The following is a 16,748-nucleotide window of genomic DNA, read 5'->3' as shown; positions in this document are numbered from 1 at the left end:
CAAATAGCCAATATAAGAAAAAATAACCATGCCAGATAAAAAGGAGACACGAGATGGATATCACGCCGTTTCTTGATAAAAAGAGCAAAACACCGCTGTATGAACAGCTTTATACCTTTTTTAAACAAGAAATTTCACATGCGCGAATCACAAAGGGAACAAGACTTCCGTCAAAACGCAGGCTCTCCAGCTTGCTCGATGTCAGCACGGCAACTATAGAACGAGCTTACGAGCAATTAACTGCTGAGGGCTATGTCAAAAGCAAGCCAAAAATCGGCTGGTTCGCGGCGGAAGTAGAACCAGGCTTCCCGACAGCTCCTGACCATTTTCAGCAGTCTGTACAGCCGGGATTACATGAAAAGAACGCACCTGCTATTGACTTCCATCAAGGCAACGTTGATCCGACCCTCTTTCCCTTTAACGCATGGAGAAAAAGCATAGTAAAAAGTCTTGATCGCTATTCCGGATCGTTTCACACCTCTGGCGACCCTCAAGGAGAATACGAACTCAGGCACATGATTGCCCGATTCGTCAGGCTGTCTCGGGGAGTAAATTGCGAGCCCGGCCAGATTATCATCGGCGCAGGAACCACCGTGCTTCTGCAAATTCTTTGCCTTTCGCTAAAGCCAGGTACAAAAATCGGCTTTGAAGAACCGGGCTTTCACCGTTCAAGAAGGATGTTTGAAGCAAATCACATGGATGTCACTCCGATTTGTTCTGATGCAGAAGGCGTCCTGCCGGATGAGCTCTACCGTCAGAATCCTTATCTCATGTATACGACTCCTTCGCATCAGTTTCCGATTGGGACCATTATGACGATTACCCGCAGACAGGAGCTGCTGGCATGGGCGGCAGAAACAAATTCATTCATTATAGAAGATGATTACGATGGAGAATTTCGCTACAGCGGCCATCCAATTCCGTCTTTACAGGGTCTTGATCCGAATGGCAGAGTCATATATCTTGGCACTTTTTCAAAGTCACTTCTGCCTTCCTTGCGGCTCAGCTTCATGATTGTGCCCCCTGAACTCATGGAACCGATCAAAAACAGTGCTCAGTTAATGAAGCAGACCGTCTCTGTCCACTCGCAATTGACACTGGCAGACTTCATCGAAACCGGAGAGTGGCAAAAACACATAAATAGAATGAGAAGCTTATACCGAAAAAAACACGCTATCCTGTTAGAAGCCATCCGCTCTGAACTAGGAAACACCGTTGAGATTCTCGGTAAAAACTCGGGGCTTCACATTCTGCTGCGACTATTGTTTCCAGCAAGTGAGGAAGAAGCAATAAAAGCAGCCGCAAACAACGGTGTAACCATCTATCCCGTCTCCCCTTCATATAAAGAACGAACGCCTTTTGTTTCTGTCTTAATCGGTTATGGAGGTTTGTCAGAAGAGGACATCAGGCTTGGCATCCAAAAACTGAAAACGGCATGGGCACCGTTGATATCAACTTATTGAATAAAAACAGGCCCCGGAAACGGAGCCTGTTTTTTAAAATGATAAAATTCCGATTAAATTTAAGAACACGATAATAATGGCAAGCGGCACGATAAAACGAAGCAAATAAAACCATGTGTAAAAGAATGCTTTACCTGCATTTGATCCATTTCGCATTTCAGCCAAGAGTTCGCTTTTCGAAATTTTCAGCGGGATAAATAGAGAAATTAACAGAGCGCCTGAAGGCATCAAAACATTGCTGACGGTAAAATCGGCAATATCAAAAAACGTTTTGCCAAATAGGTGCACATCACTCAAAACGCCATAAGACAAGCAGCATGGGATTCCGACCAAAAAGATCAAAAGCCCGCTCGTCCATGACAGTTTTTTTCTCTTCTTTTCGTCCCCTTTTCCGATTGTGGCAACGATAATTTCAACCATAGAAAATGCTGAGGTTAAGGCTGCAAATAAAAATGCAACGAGAAAACCGATAAAAAACAACGTGCCGAACGGAAGCTGTTCAAAAACGGCCGGAAGCACTGTAAACAGCAGTGTCGGTCCTTCATTTGGCTGAAAACCGAATGAGAAAACCGCCGGAAAAATAGCCAAACCTGCCAAGAGTGTCACAATGATATTCATCAAGACAATGGAGGCTGCCGAACGAGGGATATTTTGTGTTTTCGGCAAATAGGAGCTGTAGGTCACCATCACCGAAACCCCCAGTGTTAACGTAAAGAAGGCCTGTCCCAGCGCGAATAATATGGATTCCGGAGTCAGATCGCCGAAATGAGGCACAAGCAGAAACTTTACGCCTTCCATTGCACCATTAAGCGTAAGAGACCGAAGAACGAGCAGAATAAACAATAAAAACAAAATCGGCATCATCACCGCGCTTACCCGTTCAATCCCTTTTTGAACCCCTCTTGCGACAACGATGACAGTAAGTACCATAAAGACAAGCTGAGCCGCGAGCGTCTGCACCGGATTTTGGATAATAGAAGCAAAAAGAGCGCCATACTGTGCTTGAGAAAGCCCGGACAGTGAGCCTGACGCCGTTTTTACGATATACAGCAAAATCCATCCCCCAATTACACTGTAAAACGACAGCACTAAGAAACACGCAGCTACGCCGATCCACCCTGTAAGAAACCAAGCTGATCGCGGCGCTTCTTTTTTATATGCATCAATGGCATTCGTCTGGTTCCGTCTTCCAAAAATAAATTCCCCCACCAAAAGCGGATAGCCTAAGAGGATGGTAAATAACACGAAGATAAGAAAAAAGGCTCCTCCCCCATTGGTCCCCGCTACGTAAGGGAATTTCCAAATCGCGCCCAAGCCGATAGCCGAGCCGGCCGCTGCCATGACGAAACCAATTTTCGAAGCCCATTGGACTGGTTTTTGCTCAGACAATAAACGTCACTTCCTTTCCAGCCTATATTATCTCTTATTTTTGTCTTCATTTCTATAGATTCATTTGCCAAGAACAGAAAAGAGGCGGCCTGTATGGCCGCTCTCTTTATCAAAAGGTTATTGATTTAATTTTGAATGCTTTCTTGAATACAGGAAATAGATTACTAAGCCGATTAACAGCCACACTAGGAAGCGGACAATCGTCACCCATCCCAGATTTAAAATCAAGAACAGGCAGAACAGAATCGCCAGGCCTGGGATCACGGGAACTCCCGGGCATTTAAAAGCTCTCGGAAGATCAGGCTGTTTCTTTCTCAAAACGATAACTGCCACAGAAATCAGGACAAATGCCGACAACGTCCCGATGTTCACCAGCTTTGCAAGTTCATCCAGCGGAACAAGTGAGCCGAGAAGCGCCGACATCGTTCCGAAAAACCAAGTGGCTACATAAGGTGTTTTGTGCTTTGGATGCACTTTAGAAAGTGAACCCGGCACAAGTCCGTCACGCGACATGGCAAACATGACGCGGGTCTGCCCGTAAAGCATCACGAGCATAACTGTTGTCATTCCCAGCACGGCGCCAATATCAATGATGCCTGCCACCCAATTTTGCCCTGCGCTTTGAAGAACAAGAGAAACCGGATGATCCACACCCGCAAATTGAGCAAACGGGATAACCCCAGTCATGATGGCTGATACGGTGACATATAAAATCGTGCAGACCAGTAAAGAGAAAATAATGCCTTTAGGCAGATCTTTCGCGGGATTTTTCGTCTCTTCCGCAGCAGAGGATACAGCGTCAAATCCGATAAAAGCAAAGAATACGAGCGCCGCTGCACTGAATACGCCGCCAAAGCCCATTGGCATAAACGGCTGCCAGTTGTGCGGCTTCACGTAAACGGCTGCCACCGCGATAAACAGCAGAACAACCAGTATCTTCAAGATAACCATGATATTGTTGACTCTTTTTGATTCTTTGATGCCTAAATAAAGCAAATATGTGATCGCCATTACAATGACGAATGCAGGAAGATTAAACAGGGTAAAGGTGCCTTTCACTGCGCCCGGTGCCGCTGTTAAAGCAACCGGAAGATGAATGCCAAGCCCTGATAAAAACGATTGGAAATAACCAGACCAGCCGACCGACACTGCACTTACCGCCAGCATGTATTCTAAAATTAAATCCCACCCGATAATAAAGGCCATAAGCTCTCCCAATGTCGCATAAGTGAATGTATACACCGAACCTGAAACAGGCACACTTGACGCAAATTCCGCGTAAGACAGGGCGGCGAATAAACAAGCCAACGCCGCCACAACAAATGAAATCGTCAGCCCGGGACCGGCCGTGACTGCGCCTGTTCCCGTCAGAACAAAAATCCCTGTGCCAATAATGGCGCCGATTCCAAGCAACGTTAAATCAAATGCCCCTAATTCTCTTTTTAAAGACTTTTCCCCGCTCGTCGCAGCGATTAAATCCTGAATGCTTTTCTTCCTAAAAACGCTCCCTTTCATTCCCCTTCAACTCCCGATCATCTATTTTTATATATATATTTTATTTGAATTTTCTGAATTCATGAGCAACAATGGTCATTTTTCTTTTTTTCTACTATATTTGTACTGGTCGCGAATCATTCCTTTCTCCTACTCAATATTATATATAAAATTGCAAAAATGAAAACAAAATTGTTAGAAAAATCGACAAATTTTTTATTTTGAAATTTTTCACCACACAAAAAACCAGCTCTTGAGCTGGTTTTTCGTTGATTACGTTGAAATAAAACGGCCGCCATTCACATGAATGGTCTGCCCTGTCATATAGGAAGATTCGTCAGACGCCAGCAGAACATAGGCGCCTGCATGCTCAACCGGCTGTCCCGGTCTTCCCATTGGGGTATCCAAGCCGTGCTGTTTCACTTTTTCCTCAGGGAATGTCGCCGGAATAAGCGGTGTCCAAATCGGACCGGGCGCCACCGCATTCACTCTGATGCCTTTATCTGCAAGCGACTTCGCCATGGAACGCGTAAAGGAAACAATCGCACCCTTTGTGCTGGAATAATCAATTAACGCCGTATCCCCTTCATAAGCGGTAATCGATGTCGTATTAATAATGGCACACCCCTCTTGCAGGTGAGGCAAAGCTTTCTTCGTCATATGAAACATGGAAAAAATATTTGTGCGAAAGGTTTTTTCCAGCTGTTCTGTTGAAATATTGAGAATGCTGTCCTGGGGATGCTGTTCAGCGGCGTTGTTCACTAAGATATCGAGTTTACCAAAATGGTCCACTGTTTGCTGCACAGCTTGTTCACAATGGTTCTCGTCCCCGACATCTCCCGGGATAAGCAGGCAGCGGACATTCTCCTTTTCGATCCGTTTGCGTGTTTCCTCTGCGTCCGAATGCTCGTCTAAGTATAGAATGGAGATATCAGCCCCCTCTTTAGCAAAGGCAATAGCTGCTGCTCTACCTATTCCGCTGTCGCCTCCAGTAATGATCGCGACTTTTCCTTTCAGTTTTCCGCTTCCTCGATAATCCTCGTCCTCTGACAGCGGCAGCGGATTCATTTTTGACTCAATGCCCGGCTGTCTGTCCTGATGCTGCGGTTCTTGTCCTTCTGTTTGTCTGTCCATTGGGTTCACATTCATCACTCCTAGACATGTGGTTGATACTGAACGTTACCACATGAAAGAAATGAATAAACGCCAAAATATGTTATGAAAGAACTTCCTCGGGAATGGCACCGGTATATTTCGCTGACGGGCGGAAAATCATGTTGTTTTCTGCCTGTTCCAGCACATGGGCGCACCACCCTACCATTCGGCTTGCTGAAAAGGTCGGAGTAAACAATTCATCGTCAAAATCGATGGCCTTCATCACTGCAGCCGCGTAAAATTCAACATTTGTGTATAGCTTTCGTCCCGGTTTGTAGATTTCAAGCAAACGAATCGCTTCTGCTTCTACATGCAGCGCAAGATCAAGATCACGGTCATTGCCGGCCACCTCTTCTGCTTTCTGTCTCAAAGCTTCTGCCCGCGGGTCTTTTGTTTTGTACACCCTGTGGCCGAATCCCATCAAGCGCTCTCCTTTTTCGAGCTTTTCTTTCAGATATGCTTCAGCATGTTCCTTTTCTCCAATGTCTTCAAGCATTTTTGTCACCGCAGAAGGAGCGCCTCCGTGCAGCGGACCTTTCATCGTGCCGAGAGCAGCCGTGACGGCTGACACTAAATCACTCTCTGTTGATAACGTGACTCGTGCCGAAAAAGTGGATGCGTTCATGCCGTGCTCCATGGCCAGAATCATATAGGTTTCAAGCGCTTTCTTTTTTGCCTCTGAAGGCTGTTCGCCTGTGAGCATATAATAGTAGTTTTCGACATGTCCGTACTGGGAAGAAGGTGCAATTGCTTGTTCACCGCGCGTCCATCTTTTTCTGTATGCAATGATAGAAGGCGTGATTGCAATCAGCCGGATTGCTTCCTCTGTTTTCGGATGGAATGTGTACGTATTTTCCCCCAATGCTGAAACAACCGTTCTCAGCACCGACATATCGTCCATGTTGTTTGGCAGTGATTGAATCAAGCGCTCAATATGTTCCGGAAGATTCCGTTCCGCAGCCAGCTTATCTTTAAATACCTGCAATTCTTCAGTTGAAGGCAGTTTTCCAAATAAAATCAAATAAGCCGCTTCTTCAAAGCTGTGATTCAGTGCGATGTCTTTTGCATGATGTCCTCTGTAAATCAGACGCCCTTTTTCACCATCAATATGGCTGATGGATGTTTCCACACATGTAATTCCCTTTAATCCGTAATGTACCATTTGTATTCCCCCTATCCTTTTCTGTTATTATAGTAAATATAATATTTAAAAAATAATGAATATTTTAAAGGGAATTAATTAAAAATATTAATCAGAGGGAGAACAGAAATGGATTTCAAATGGCTTCACACCTTTGTGACCGCTGCAAAATATGAAAACTTCCGAAAAACGGCGGAAACGCTTTTCTTATCTCAGCCCACTGTGACCGTACATATCAAGCAATTAGAAAAAGAAATCAGCTGCAAGCTGTTCGAGCGTAAAGGCAGGCAAATCCAGCTGACTGATGAAGGCAGGGCGTATTTGCCGTATGCGCTCAGGCTTCTTGATGATTATGAAAACAGCATGGCAGAGCTTCACAGAGTGAGACAAGGCTACTCTCAAACCTTACAGCTCGCGGTTTCTCCGCTTATTGCAGATACTGTGCTTCCTTCTGTCATGAAACGGTACACAGCAATGAATACGGAAACAGAAATGGCGGTTACGATTTTCGAATCAGCGGAAATCGCGTCACTGATTAAAGCCGGGGAAGCAGATATCGGACTAAGCTGTTTAAAGGTACAGTCTTCTTCTTTAAGCTGCCACTGCTTATACAAAGACCCTGTCGTCCTTGTTGCCCCGCCCGATAAGCGTTTCATAGAAGACAACGAAATTGATGCCAAAGAGGTGCTCGAACAATACCTGCTTTTGACCCACAATCATCCTGATTACTGGGACGACTTGCTCCGTCAAGTCAGAATGACATTTCCATTTGTGAGAACAATGAAGGTCACTCAAACACATATAACGAAACGGTTTATCAAGGAAGGACTCGGAGTTTCATTTCTGCCTTTATCTACAGTAAAGCGTGAGTTAGCAGAGAAACAGATGATCAGAATTCCTTATCAGTCTGTACAGCTGCCCTATGCCGGCGCTTACGCGATTGCCCTTTATGAAAATAAGAAAGAAAAAAAATTCTTGGATTTTTTATCACATTTTCATTTTTAGGAGCAACCAAAACGCCTGTGCTCCGTCTAATGAAAAAAACCCGTTCCAATGAACGGGTTTTCTCTAAAAATTAGAATCTTTTCGCACCGAGGTAACGAGGCTTCCAGTAGCTGTTGTTCAGGCTGCTGATTTGTACGCCGTCAGATCCTGCATGAATGAAACTATTGTTTCCAATGTAAATCCCCATGTGAGAAGGGCCGGATTTATATGTTGTGAAGAAGACGAAATCACCAACAGACGGGCTGGCAATGCTCTTCATAGAACTCCAGTATCCTGCAGTGCTTGTTCTGCCCACACTTGTTTGTTTATTCAGTACGTACCAAATGAATCCGCTGCAGTCAAAGCCGGAAGTTGTCGTTCCGCCCCATTTATATGGCGTTCCGACTAACGCTTTTGCATCAGAAACCAGCTTGCTCACATTAAGTGATGTAGATGACGTTTTGCTGCTTGAAGATGATGAAGATGAAGCAGGTTTTGAGCTGCTTGTGCTTGTCCCTTTCACCTTCAATACTTGGTTGACATAGATTACATCTGATTTTAAGCCGTTTAAGCTTTTTAATTTGCTAACCGTAGTGCCGTATTTGCTCGCAATTTTAGAAAGGCTGTCTCCGCTCTTCACTTTATAAGTAGAAGTTGAAGACGATGACACTTTTGATGAGCTGGAGCTGCTTGAACTAGTTGAACCTTTCAGTTTCAGGACTTGTCCAACACGAAGCAAATCTGATTTTAAGCCATTCAGCTTCTTCAGTTCATTGATTGTCATGCCGTATTTTTTTGAAATTTTCCAAAGGCTGTCCCCGCTCTTTACTTTGTATGTAGAAGAAGAGGAAGAAGAACTGCTGCTTTTTGAACTTGTAGATTTGCCGTTAATCGATAAAGTTTGTCCCACATAAATAATGTCTGAACGAAGGTGGTTCTCTGATTTAATTTTACTGATCGTTGTGTCGTATTTTCTTGAAAGATCCCATAACGTGTCGCCTTTTTTCACCTTAATGCTTTGTGCAGATGCCGCTCCTGCAAATAACGTCGATCCTAAAACAACTGCTGTCGTAGCTGTAATGATTTGCTTTTTCATATTTTCCTCCCCAAATGTTAACTCTCTATATATGTATCTCTTTTTTTAATTAATCTTATTGATTTCTATTATAAGGATAGATTCCCATCAGAAATAGTCTTGACTTCATGTGACAAATTTCTTAATTATTCGTTCTAAAAAAAAGTTTTTAAGGGTATTAAATATTTCATTTTCGTTGCAAAGGTGACAAAAAACGAGTGCTTTTGTCATGTTTTATGGGATGTTTTTCAACATAAAGGAAATAAATGAAAAACTTTCGGGGTCGGCTCACATATCTGAAAAATGAGTGATAAAGAATATTCGAGGAGAGCTGCGGTTATCCGCAGTTTTTTTATTTAAACAAACATATCATGCAAAGACAGAGAGGTAAAGATTTTTCTGAAAAATGAATGCTTCACATCAAATAAGGCAAGATAACGAAAAGCGTTTTTTTATTTCCTTACAAGGCTTTACTTATTGTTTACATGATCAACAGCCGCATTTAACAAAATTTCCCTAACATGATAAACGGAATACATTAAAGGAGGCATGAAAAAAATGAGTTTGTTTCAAAATATGAAATCAAAACTTCTGCCAATCGCCGCTGTTTCTGTCCTTACAGCTGGAGTCTTTGCCGGAGCTGAGCTGCAGCAAACAGAAAAGGCCAGCGCCAAAAAACAAGACAAAGCTGAGATCAGAAATGTCATTGTGATGATAGGCGACGGCATGGGGACGCCTTACATAAGAGCCTACCGTTCCATGAAAAATAACGGTGACACACCGAATAACCCGAAGTTAACAGAATTTGACCGGAACCTGACAGGCATGATGATGACGCATCCGGATGACCCTGACTATAATATTACAGATTCAGCAGCAGCCGGAACAGCATTAGCAACAGGCGTTAAGACATATAACAATGCAATTGGCGTCGATAAAAACGGGAAAAAAGTGAAATCAGTACTTGAAGAGGCCAAACAGCAAGGCAAGTCAACAGGGCTTGTCGCCACGTCTGAAATTAACCACGCCACTCCAGCAGCATATGGCGCCCACAATGAATCACGGAAAAACATGGACCAAATCGCCAACAGCTATATGGATGACAAAATAAAAGGCAAACATAAAATAGACGTGCTGCTCGGCGGCGGAAAATCTTATTTTAACCGCAAGGACAGAAACTTGACAAAGGAATTCAAACAAGCCGGCTACAGCTATGTGACAACTAAACAAGCATTGAAGAAAAGTAAAGATCAGCAGGTGCTCGGGCTTTTCGCAGAGGGAGGGCTTGCTAAGGCGCTCGACCGTGACAGCAAAACACCGTCTCTCAAAGACATGACGGTTTCAGCAATTGATCGCCTGAACCAAAATAAAAAAGGATTTTTCTTGATGGTCGAAGGGAGCCAGATTGACTGGGCGGCCCATGACAATGATACAGTAGGAGCCATGAGCGAGGTTAAAGATTTTGAACAGGCCTATAAAGCCGCGATTGAATTTGCGAAAAAAGACAAACATACACTTGTGATTGCAACTGCTGACCATACAACCGGCGGCTTTACCATTGGCGCAAACGGGGAAAAAAATTGGCACGCAGAACCGATTCTCTCCGCTAAGAAAACACCTGAATTCATGGCCAAAAAAATCAGTGAAGGCAAGCCGGTTAAAGATGTGCTCGCCCGCTATGGCAATCTGAAAGTCACATCTGAAGAAATCAAAAGCGTTGAAGCAGCTGCACAGGCTGACAAAAGCAAAGGGGCCTACAAAGCCATCATCAAGATTTTTAATACTCGCTCCAACAGCGGATGGACGAGTACCGATCATACCGGCGAAGAAGTACCGGTATACGCGTACGGCCCCGGAAAAGAAAAATTCCGCAGATTGATTAACAATACGGACCAGGCAAACATCATATTTAAGATTTTAAAAACTGGAAAATAAAAAGGATGCAGAACGCTGCATCCTCTTTTTTATAAATATCTGCGGTGAACACCTTTTCCGTCGTAGGAAAACATGACTTCCTTATCCTCAAGCACAGACTCAATGTGCACGCTTCTTCCCCAAAGCTGGAATAAATAAGGGAGCACTTTCTCCAAATATTTCAAATCTAACTCTATTCCTTCATACCAATGCTTAATATAGAGCTCGTTATTTTTCATATAATCGCCGTCGTTTACTGTCAAATATGGAAAACCGCCATTTACCCGCATGCTTACGAGCTGGTCGCGCACCGACTTCCACTGTTTATCGATGATTTTATAATCTCGGCCCTGTTTTTGAAACAAATAAAGATCCTCGCGCATGACTAATTCTTTGGTTAAATAATTGCGGATGAAAGAGATATCGGATTCAATCTCCCTGACCTCAAACATTTTCTCCCGGCCGGAGTCAGGCTGCACGCCCATTTTCTTCATTTCCTCCGTCGGGTTGTTGTACCTCTCCTCAATGTCTTCAAATATTTTTAGCCCTAAATAATAAGGATTAATGCCTGTTTTGGACGGCTGAACGACACCTGCATTCAGCTTGGCGAACTCGATCGCTTCATCAGAGGTTAAATCAAGCTCACGTATAATTCGCTGGTGCCAATAGGAAGCCCAGCCCTCATTCATAATCTTGGTTTCCAGCTGAGGCCAGAAATAAAGCATTTCCTCTCTCATCATCGTTAATATATCACGCTGCCATGGCTCCAGCTCCCGGGAATGCTCCTCGATAAAAAGCAGGATATCTTTTTCAGGCCGCGGCGGGAACGGTTTTTTCGATTTTTTCACTTGTTTTTTCGGTTTCTTTTCATCCAATGACCATAGATCATCGTAAGGCGTGGCTGCCTCTTCAATCTCCTCTTCCTCATCATCCACACTCCATTGGAGCTTTGGTCGGACCAACGACGGATCGATATGCTCCTGAATCGAAAGGATTGCATCTAAAAAAGATTCGACTTCTTTTATCCCGTGAACCTGTTCATAGTGTTTTATCCGTTCAGCTGTTGCCGCCATGCTTTCCACCATATCGCGCTTCGTGTTTTGGAAACGGCAGTTGTTTTTGAAGAAATCGCAATGAGCAAGAACGTGTGCGACAATCAATTTATTTTGGATCAGTGAGTTGCTGTCCAGCAAAAAAGCGTAGCATGGATCTGAGTTAATGACCAGCTCATAGATCTTACTTAACCCTAGATCATAGTGCAGCTTCATCTTGTGAAACTGCTTGCCGAAGCTCCAGTGGCTGAATCTTGTCGGCATCCCGTACGCGCCAAATGTATAAATAATTTCAGCCGGGCAGATTTCATATCTCATCGGGTAGAAATCAAGGCCGAATCCTTTTGCAATTTCGGTAATTTCCTCAATTGCCCGCTGTAATCCCTTCTTCTCCTCCGCGTTCAACCGAATCCCCCCTACTTGGACTTATCTATAATGTATGAGCCCGCCAGACAAAAGATGATAGTCTCACTCGGGCAAGAAAAAATTCCCCCCGGCACATTCATCTGTTTGCTTATTGGATAAGTGGGTAAACACACACCATACTACGAAAAAGGAGCGATACCAATTGAATGTAGCAGACGTGTTTTCTTCTTATCTCAGTAAGCTGCCAAACGTAATCATTGCTTTACTCGTCTTATTAATCGGCTGGGCTATTGCTAAAATCATTGAAAAAGCGGTATACAAAGGACTCAGCAAAACAAAAATCGACGACAAGCTCTTTGCTGGGAAAAAGCCTTCACGCTATTCCTCGGAAAAAGTCATAAGCAAGGTCGTTTATTTTATCGCACTGATCATCGTCTTTATTTTATTCTTTAACATTTTGCACCTGACAACAGTGGCATCGCCGTTTGTCAGTATGCTTTCGGCGATTGCAGCCGCGATCCCAAGCGTGCTGAAAGCTGGACTCATTCTGCTGTTAGGATGGGCTGCAGCCTCTGTTTTAAGCTTCCTTGTCAAAAAAATCGGGATGAAGCTGAACACGAGTGACAAACTGCGCAAGTGGAATTTGGTGTCTGAAGGAAAAGATATTCACCAGGCTGTCAATACCGCTTCACAAATTGTCTTTTATCTCGTGCTGCTTGTTTTTCTGCCAGGGGTCTTATCTTCTTTGAAAATCAGCGGCATTTCAGGTCCTTTTACAAATATGATGGAAAGCGTGCTCGCTTTTCTGCCGAAATTATTTGCAGCGGCGCTTATCGTATTAATCGGCTGGCTTGTTGCCCGCCTTGTCCGTGATATCATTACGAATTTCCTTGCAAGCATCGGCACGGAAAGATTCGCGGCACGTATGGGTTTATCAATTTACTTAAAAGACACAAGCCTTTCAGCAGTCATTGGAACAATCGCTTATGTGCTGATTATGATTCCGGTTGTCATTTCAGCGCTTGATCAGCTGGATGTCGCCGGCATTTCAAAACCGGCTGTCTCTATGCTGAATACGATTTTAAACATGCTTCCGAACATCATGATTGCCATCGTGCTTGTTTTAGCGGGTATCTGGACAGGAAAATGGGTGAAATCCATGGTGTCCGGACTGCTCCATCGCGCAGGCTTTGATTCTGTCTTAAGGAAAATGGGCATGGAAGCCGGAACGCCTGCAAAGCTGTCCTTGTCTCAAGTTGTCGGTATGATTGCGCAAATCATTGTCATTCTGCTCTTTACAGCTGAGGCGCTTCAAATTGTTCGGCTGCACTTCCTCGTAGAAATTGCCACTGGCATCATCGCGTATCTGCCGAATGTCCTTGTCGCAGTATTCATTCTCGGACTCGGCCTTTACGCAGGAGAATTGGTGAGAAAAGTGCTCTCAAGCATGATAAAAGGCCAGGAATTCAAGTCTTTAGCGCCTATTGCTAAATATACGATTATCGCACTTGCTTTCTTTATGGCCCTGGATCAGCTTGGTGTCGCTGCGACAATCGTCAATTCCGCGTTTATCATCGTTCTTAGCGGCTTCGCACTCGCTTTCGGTTTATCCTTCGGCCTTGGCGGTAAGGATTTTGCATCACGTTATCTGTCTACATTTGAACGCAAAATGCAAAACACAGAAATCGAAAAAAACCGTAAAAACCAAAATCCGCCGAATGACATGTAAGCAAAAAACATGCACCCAGCTGGGTGCATGTTTTTTTAATTCCTTTTTTTTCATTTTTCAATCGATTATGATAAGATATAGAAAATGTCTTATTCTGAGGTCTTATTATGAAGTTAACCAATTATACAGATTATTCATTAAGAGTGTTGATTTTTCTGGCTGCAGAGCGTCCCGGAGAACTTTCAAATATAAAACAGATTGCCGAAACGTATTCTATTTCAAAAAATCATCTCATGAAAGTCATATACAGGCTCGGCCAGCTCGGCTACGTAGAAACGATACGCGGACGGGGCGGCGGCATACGATTAGGCATGGAACCTGAAGACATCAACATCGGTGAGGTTGTCAGAAAAACGGAAGACGATTTTAATATTGTTGAATGTTTTGATGCGAACAAGAATCTCTGTGTTATTTCCCCGGTTTGTGGCTTAAAACATGTGCTGAATGAAGCGCTTTTAGCCTACCTCGCAGTTTTAGACAAATATACACTGCGCGACCTCGTCAAAAACAAGGAAGATATCATGAAGCTTTTAAAAATGAAGGAATGAATCAAGATTCCTTCTTTTTTATGCCCTTTTTCCCCCTTATTGTTAAGATAATTTTGCTATTTTTATAAAAAGGCAAAACGATGAGACAAATGTGCCGATATAAAAAAGAAACAGCAAATGCAAAATCATTGGGGGAAAAAGGAGAGCTAAGATGAAAAAGAAATTAGCAGCAGGGCTGACAGCATCTGCGATTGTCGGCACAACTTTAGCAGTGACACCAGCTGAAGCAGCAACGATTAAGGTCAAAAGCGGAGATTCTTTATGGAAACTGGCCCAAACCTATAACACAAGTGTGGCGGCCCTCACATCCGCCAATCATCTTTCGACTACTGTTCTGTCGATCGGCCAGACGCTTACTATTCCAGGCAGCAAATCCAGCACTTCTTCATCTACTTCAAGCTCAACAACCAAGAAGAGCGGAAGTTCTGTTTACACAGTGAAAAGCGGAGATTCACTTTGGCTGATCGCAAATGAGTTTAAAATGACGGTGCAGGAACTGAAAAAATTAAACGGACTAAGCAGCGATTTAATTCGTGCTGGGCAGAAATTAAAGGTGTCCGGTACTGTTTCTTCAAGCTCTAGTTCCAGTAAAAAAAGCAACTCTAATAAGAGTTCAAGCTCCAGTTCAAAAAACAGTTCTAATAAGAGTTCAAGTTCCTCATCTTCTACGGGAACATATAAGGTGCAGCTTGGAGATTCACTTTGGAAAATTGCAAACAAAGTCAATATGTCCATCGCTGAATTGAAGGTCTTGAACAACTTAAAATCAGACACCATTTACGTGAATCAGGTGTTGAAAACAAAATCAAGCGGCTCTGATACGTCTTCTAAGGACACTTCATCCAAATCGAACCAAACTTCAGCAACAACTAAATATACCGTTAAAAGCGGTGATTCCCTTTGGAAAATCGCAAACAACTATAACCTGACTGTACAGCAAATCCGAAATATCAACAATCTGAAATCAGATGTGCTGTACGTTGGACAAGTATTGAAGCTGACAGGTAAAGCATCTTCAGGCTCTTCATCATCGTCGTCTTCTTCGTCAAATGCAAGCTCCGGCACGACGACTACATACACGGTGAAAAGCGGTGATTCCTTATGGGTGATTGCTCAAAAATTTAATGTAACAGCTCAGCAGATTCGTGAGAAAAACAATTTAAAAACGGATGTCTTGCAGGTTGGCCAAAAGCTGGTCATTTCCGGAAAAGCTTCATCATCGTCTTCATCCGGTTCTTCAAACACCACCAGCTCAACGAGTGCGAAGATTAACACAATGATTTCGGCCGCTAAAGCGCAGCTTGGGGTTCCATATCGCTGGGGAGGCACGACACCGTCCGGGTTTGACTGCAGCGGATTCATTTACTATGTACTGAACAAAGTCACATCCGTATCTAGATTAACGGCAGCGGGATATTGGAACACAATGAAATCAGTTAGCCAGCCTGCTGTCGGAGATTTTGTTTTCTTTACAACATATAAAGCCGGCCCTTCCCACGTCGGAATTTACCTAGGCAACGGGGAATTCATAAATGCCAACGATTCCGGAGTTGTCATTTCCAATATGAACAACTCTTACTGGAAACAGCGCTATCTCGGTGCAAAACGATATTTCTAAAAACAGAAACTGTGCGGCCTTAACGGCTGTACAGTTTTTTATTAGAGCCTAAAGACGTTGATGCTGATCATATGATTTGTCACCGGATGAAAATAGACTTCGGCCCGAACAGAAAAAGTGTCATCTTTTTGTCTGACTGTCACCCGAAAGACATCTTTCGTCTGCTGATCATTCACCTCTGTACGCCCCATATAAGCATAATCAGAAAATGAAGCGCCCTTATATTCATCCTGAATTTTGCTCCAGGCAAGCTGTTCCCACTTTTGAACTGACTCGTTTGTGTCCGTTGAATGACCTTTTGCAGCCATTGACACGATAATCAATCCGCAAAAAAGAAGCGCAATGGTATACGGCAGAGATTTCATTTTTTCAGTCTCCTGTACCCAGAATATGTTCCCTCATAGGTTTACCAAAAGCGATATCTTCATTCAGGCATTTTGATTTTATGTCTCCCTCATATTGCTACCACTTTACTGACGCAGACGGCAAGTTTTGCCCCGTCAATAACAGAGGATGCGGCATAAACTAATCATGAACTTCTCACCCAAGAAAGGAGAAGCGATTCATGGATTATGCCGATTACGATAAAGCGCTTTATTACACCCATCGTTCTCAATGGGATAATTTATTAATTTTAATGGTGCGTACAGAGGACGATTTGTTATCAAAACGAATTGAGCATTTTCTGCATGCGTATCATTTTGAACAGGATTACGCCGTTTTAGAAAAGATGCTGTATTCCCTTCTCCGATATATTGATCATGCCACAGAGCTGACTTATGAAGATCAAATAGCCCTTCTCACATAAACAAATCCCGGC

13 protein-coding genes and 1 pseudogene are annotated in these 16,748 nt (G+C 43.5%); 7 read left to right on the top strand and 7 right to left on the bottom strand.

Annotated elements, in window-relative coordinates:
* Positions 1 to 53 precede the first annotated feature (53 nt).
* The gene (locus NSQ12_RS05130; protein ID WP_080529112.1) at positions 54 to 1,463 is read left to right on the top strand and encodes a PLP-dependent aminotransferase family protein; all 1,410 of its coding nucleotides are present in this window, start codon (positions 54 to 56) and stop codon (positions 1,461 to 1,463) included.
* 33 nt (positions 1,464 to 1,496) lie between these two features.
* Here NSQ12_RS05130 and NSQ12_RS05125 read toward each other — a convergent pair whose 3' ends face one another.
* The 4 genes from NSQ12_RS05125 to citA all read right to left on the bottom strand — a co-directional run bounded on the left by NSQ12_RS05125 (position 1,497) and on the right by citA (position 6,663).
* Positions 1,497 to 2,852, bottom strand: coding sequence for a sodium-dependent transporter (locus tag NSQ12_RS05125; RefSeq protein WP_003233348.1), 1,356 nt, complete (start codon positions 2,850 to 2,852; stop codon positions 1,497 to 1,499).
* 117 nt (positions 2,853 to 2,969) lie between these two features.
* Positions 2,970 to 4,367, bottom strand: coding sequence for a branched-chain amino acid transporter BcaP (gene bcaP / locus NSQ12_RS05120; RefSeq protein ID WP_003245791.1), 1,398 nt, complete (start codon positions 4,365 to 4,367; stop codon positions 2,970 to 2,972).
* Positions 4,368 to 4,619: 252 nt separating this feature from the next.
* Positions 4,620 to 5,489, bottom strand: coding sequence for an SDR family oxidoreductase (locus NSQ12_RS05115; RefSeq protein ID WP_003244867.1), 870 nt, complete (start codon positions 5,487 to 5,489; stop codon positions 4,620 to 4,622).
* Between the two features lie 73 nt (positions 5,490 to 5,562).
* The gene (gene citA, locus NSQ12_RS05110; protein ID WP_015715577.1) at positions 5,563 to 6,663 is read right to left on the bottom strand and encodes a citrate synthase CitA; all 1,101 of its coding nucleotides are present in this window, start codon (positions 6,661 to 6,663) and stop codon (positions 5,563 to 5,565) included.
* A 108-nt stretch (positions 6,664 to 6,771) separates the two neighbouring features.
* Here citA and citR point away from each other — a divergent pair, with 108 nt between their 5' ends.
* Positions 6,772 to 7,647: a transcriptional regulator CitR gene (gene citR, locus NSQ12_RS05105; RefSeq protein WP_003233357.1), complete on the top strand. Its 876-nt coding sequence runs from the start codon at positions 6,772 to 6,774 to the stop codon at positions 7,645 to 7,647.
* A gap of 70 nt (positions 7,648 to 7,717) precedes the next feature.
* On the opposite strand, the gene lytE is transcribed toward citR, so the two are convergent.
* A complete protein-coding gene (gene lytE / locus NSQ12_RS05100; protein ID WP_003244816.1) occupies positions 7,718 to 8,722 on the bottom strand; it encodes a peptidoglycan endopeptidase LytE in 1,005 nt (334 codons plus the stop codon).
* A gap of 528 nt (positions 8,723 to 9,250) precedes the next feature.
* On the opposite strand from lytE, the gene phoA reads away from it, so the two are divergent.
* Positions 9,251 to 10,636 (top strand): alkaline phosphatase PhoA, encoded by a 1,386-nt coding sequence (phoA, locus tag NSQ12_RS05095; RefSeq protein WP_339176086.1) that lies wholly within the window; start codon positions 9,251 to 9,253, stop codon positions 10,634 to 10,636.
* A 29-nt stretch (positions 10,637 to 10,665) separates the two neighbouring features.
* Here the strand turns inward: phoA and spoVR are convergent, their stop codons facing one another.
* A complete protein-coding gene (gene spoVR / locus NSQ12_RS05090) occupies positions 10,666 to 12,072 on the bottom strand; it encodes a stage V sporulation protein SpoVR (RefSeq protein WP_014479295.1) in 1,407 nt (468 codons plus the stop codon).
* A gap of 30 nt (positions 12,073 to 12,102) precedes the next feature.
* Here spoVR and NSQ12_RS05085 point away from each other — a divergent pair.
* From NSQ12_RS05085 to lytF, 3 genes and pseudogenes are all read left to right on the top strand, one after another.
* Positions 12,103 to 13,762 (top strand): annotated as a pseudogene (locus NSQ12_RS05085) (mechanosensitive ion channel).
* Between the two features lie 107 nt (positions 13,763 to 13,869).
* On the top strand, positions 13,870 to 14,310 hold the full coding sequence (gene nsrR / locus NSQ12_RS05080) for a nitric oxide-sensing transcriptional repressor NsrR (protein WP_014479293.1): 441 nt from the start codon (positions 13,870 to 13,872) through the stop codon (positions 14,308 to 14,310).
* 151 nt (positions 14,311 to 14,461) lie between these two features.
* Positions 14,462 to 15,928 carry a peptidoglycan endopeptidase LytF gene (gene lytF, locus NSQ12_RS05075; RefSeq protein ID WP_088325494.1) on the top strand — a complete coding sequence of 489 codons (1,467 nt, stop codon included), beginning with the start codon at positions 14,462 to 14,464 and terminating at the stop codon, positions 15,926 to 15,928.
* Positions 15,929 to 15,969: 41 nt separating this feature from the next.
* Here the strand turns inward: lytF and NSQ12_RS05070 are convergent, their stop codons facing one another.
* Positions 15,970 to 16,293, bottom strand: a complete 324-nt coding sequence (locus tag NSQ12_RS05070) for a YqzG/YhdC family protein (protein WP_014476269.1) — start codon at positions 16,291 to 16,293, stop codon at positions 15,970 to 15,972.
* Positions 16,294 to 16,493: 200 nt separating this feature from the next.
* Here NSQ12_RS05070 and NSQ12_RS05065 point away from each other — a divergent pair, with 200 nt between their 5' ends.
* Entirely contained in the window at positions 16,494 to 16,736 is a 243-nt protein-coding gene (locus NSQ12_RS05065) for a YhdB family protein (protein ID WP_003233373.1), read from the top strand.
* Positions 16,737 to 16,748: the final 12 nt, after the last annotated feature.

The sequence above is a fragment of the Bacillus sp. PS95 genome, from assembly GCF_037963565.1.
Classification (GTDB): domain Bacteria; phylum Bacillota; class Bacilli; order Bacillales; family Bacillaceae; genus Bacillus; species Bacillus subtilis.
This window is presented reverse-complemented; position numbering and strand designations above follow the sequence as displayed.

Excerpts from the sequence above, each read along its gene's own strand:
- nsrR (WP_014479293.1), top strand. The coding sequence starts at position 13,870 with ATGAAGTTAACCAATTATACAGATTATTCATTAAGAGTGTTGATTTTT.
- citR (WP_003233357.1), top strand. The coding sequence starts at position 6,772 with ATGGATTTCAAATGGCTTCACACCTTTGTGACCGCTGCAAAATATGAA.
- citA (WP_015715577.1), bottom strand. The coding sequence starts at position 6,663 with ATGGTACATTACGGATTAAAGGGAATTACATGTGTGGAAACATCCATC.
- bcaP (WP_003245791.1), bottom strand. The coding sequence starts at position 4,367 with ATGAAAGGGAGCGTTTTTAGGAAGAAAAGCATTCAGGATTTAATCGCT.
- phoA (WP_339176086.1), top strand. The coding sequence starts at position 9,251 with ATGAAAAAAATGAGTTTGTTTCAAAATATGAAATCAAAACTTCTGCCA.
- lytF (WP_088325494.1), top strand. The coding sequence starts at position 14,462 with ATGAAAAAGAAATTAGCAGCAGGGCTGACAGCATCTGCGATTGTCGGC.
- NSQ12_RS05065 (WP_003233373.1), top strand. The coding sequence starts at position 16,494 with ATGGATTATGCCGATTACGATAAAGCGCTTTATTACACCCATCGTTCT.
- NSQ12_RS05070 (WP_014476269.1), bottom strand. The coding sequence starts at position 16,293 with ATGAAATCTCTGCCGTATACCATTGCGCTTCTTTTTTGCGGATTGATT.
- lytE (WP_003244816.1), bottom strand. The coding sequence starts at position 8,722 with ATGAAAAAGCAAATCATTACAGCTACGACAGCAGTTGTTTTAGGATCG.
- NSQ12_RS05130 (WP_080529112.1), top strand. The coding sequence starts at position 54 with ATGGATATCACGCCGTTTCTTGATAAAAAGAGCAAAACACCGCTGTAT.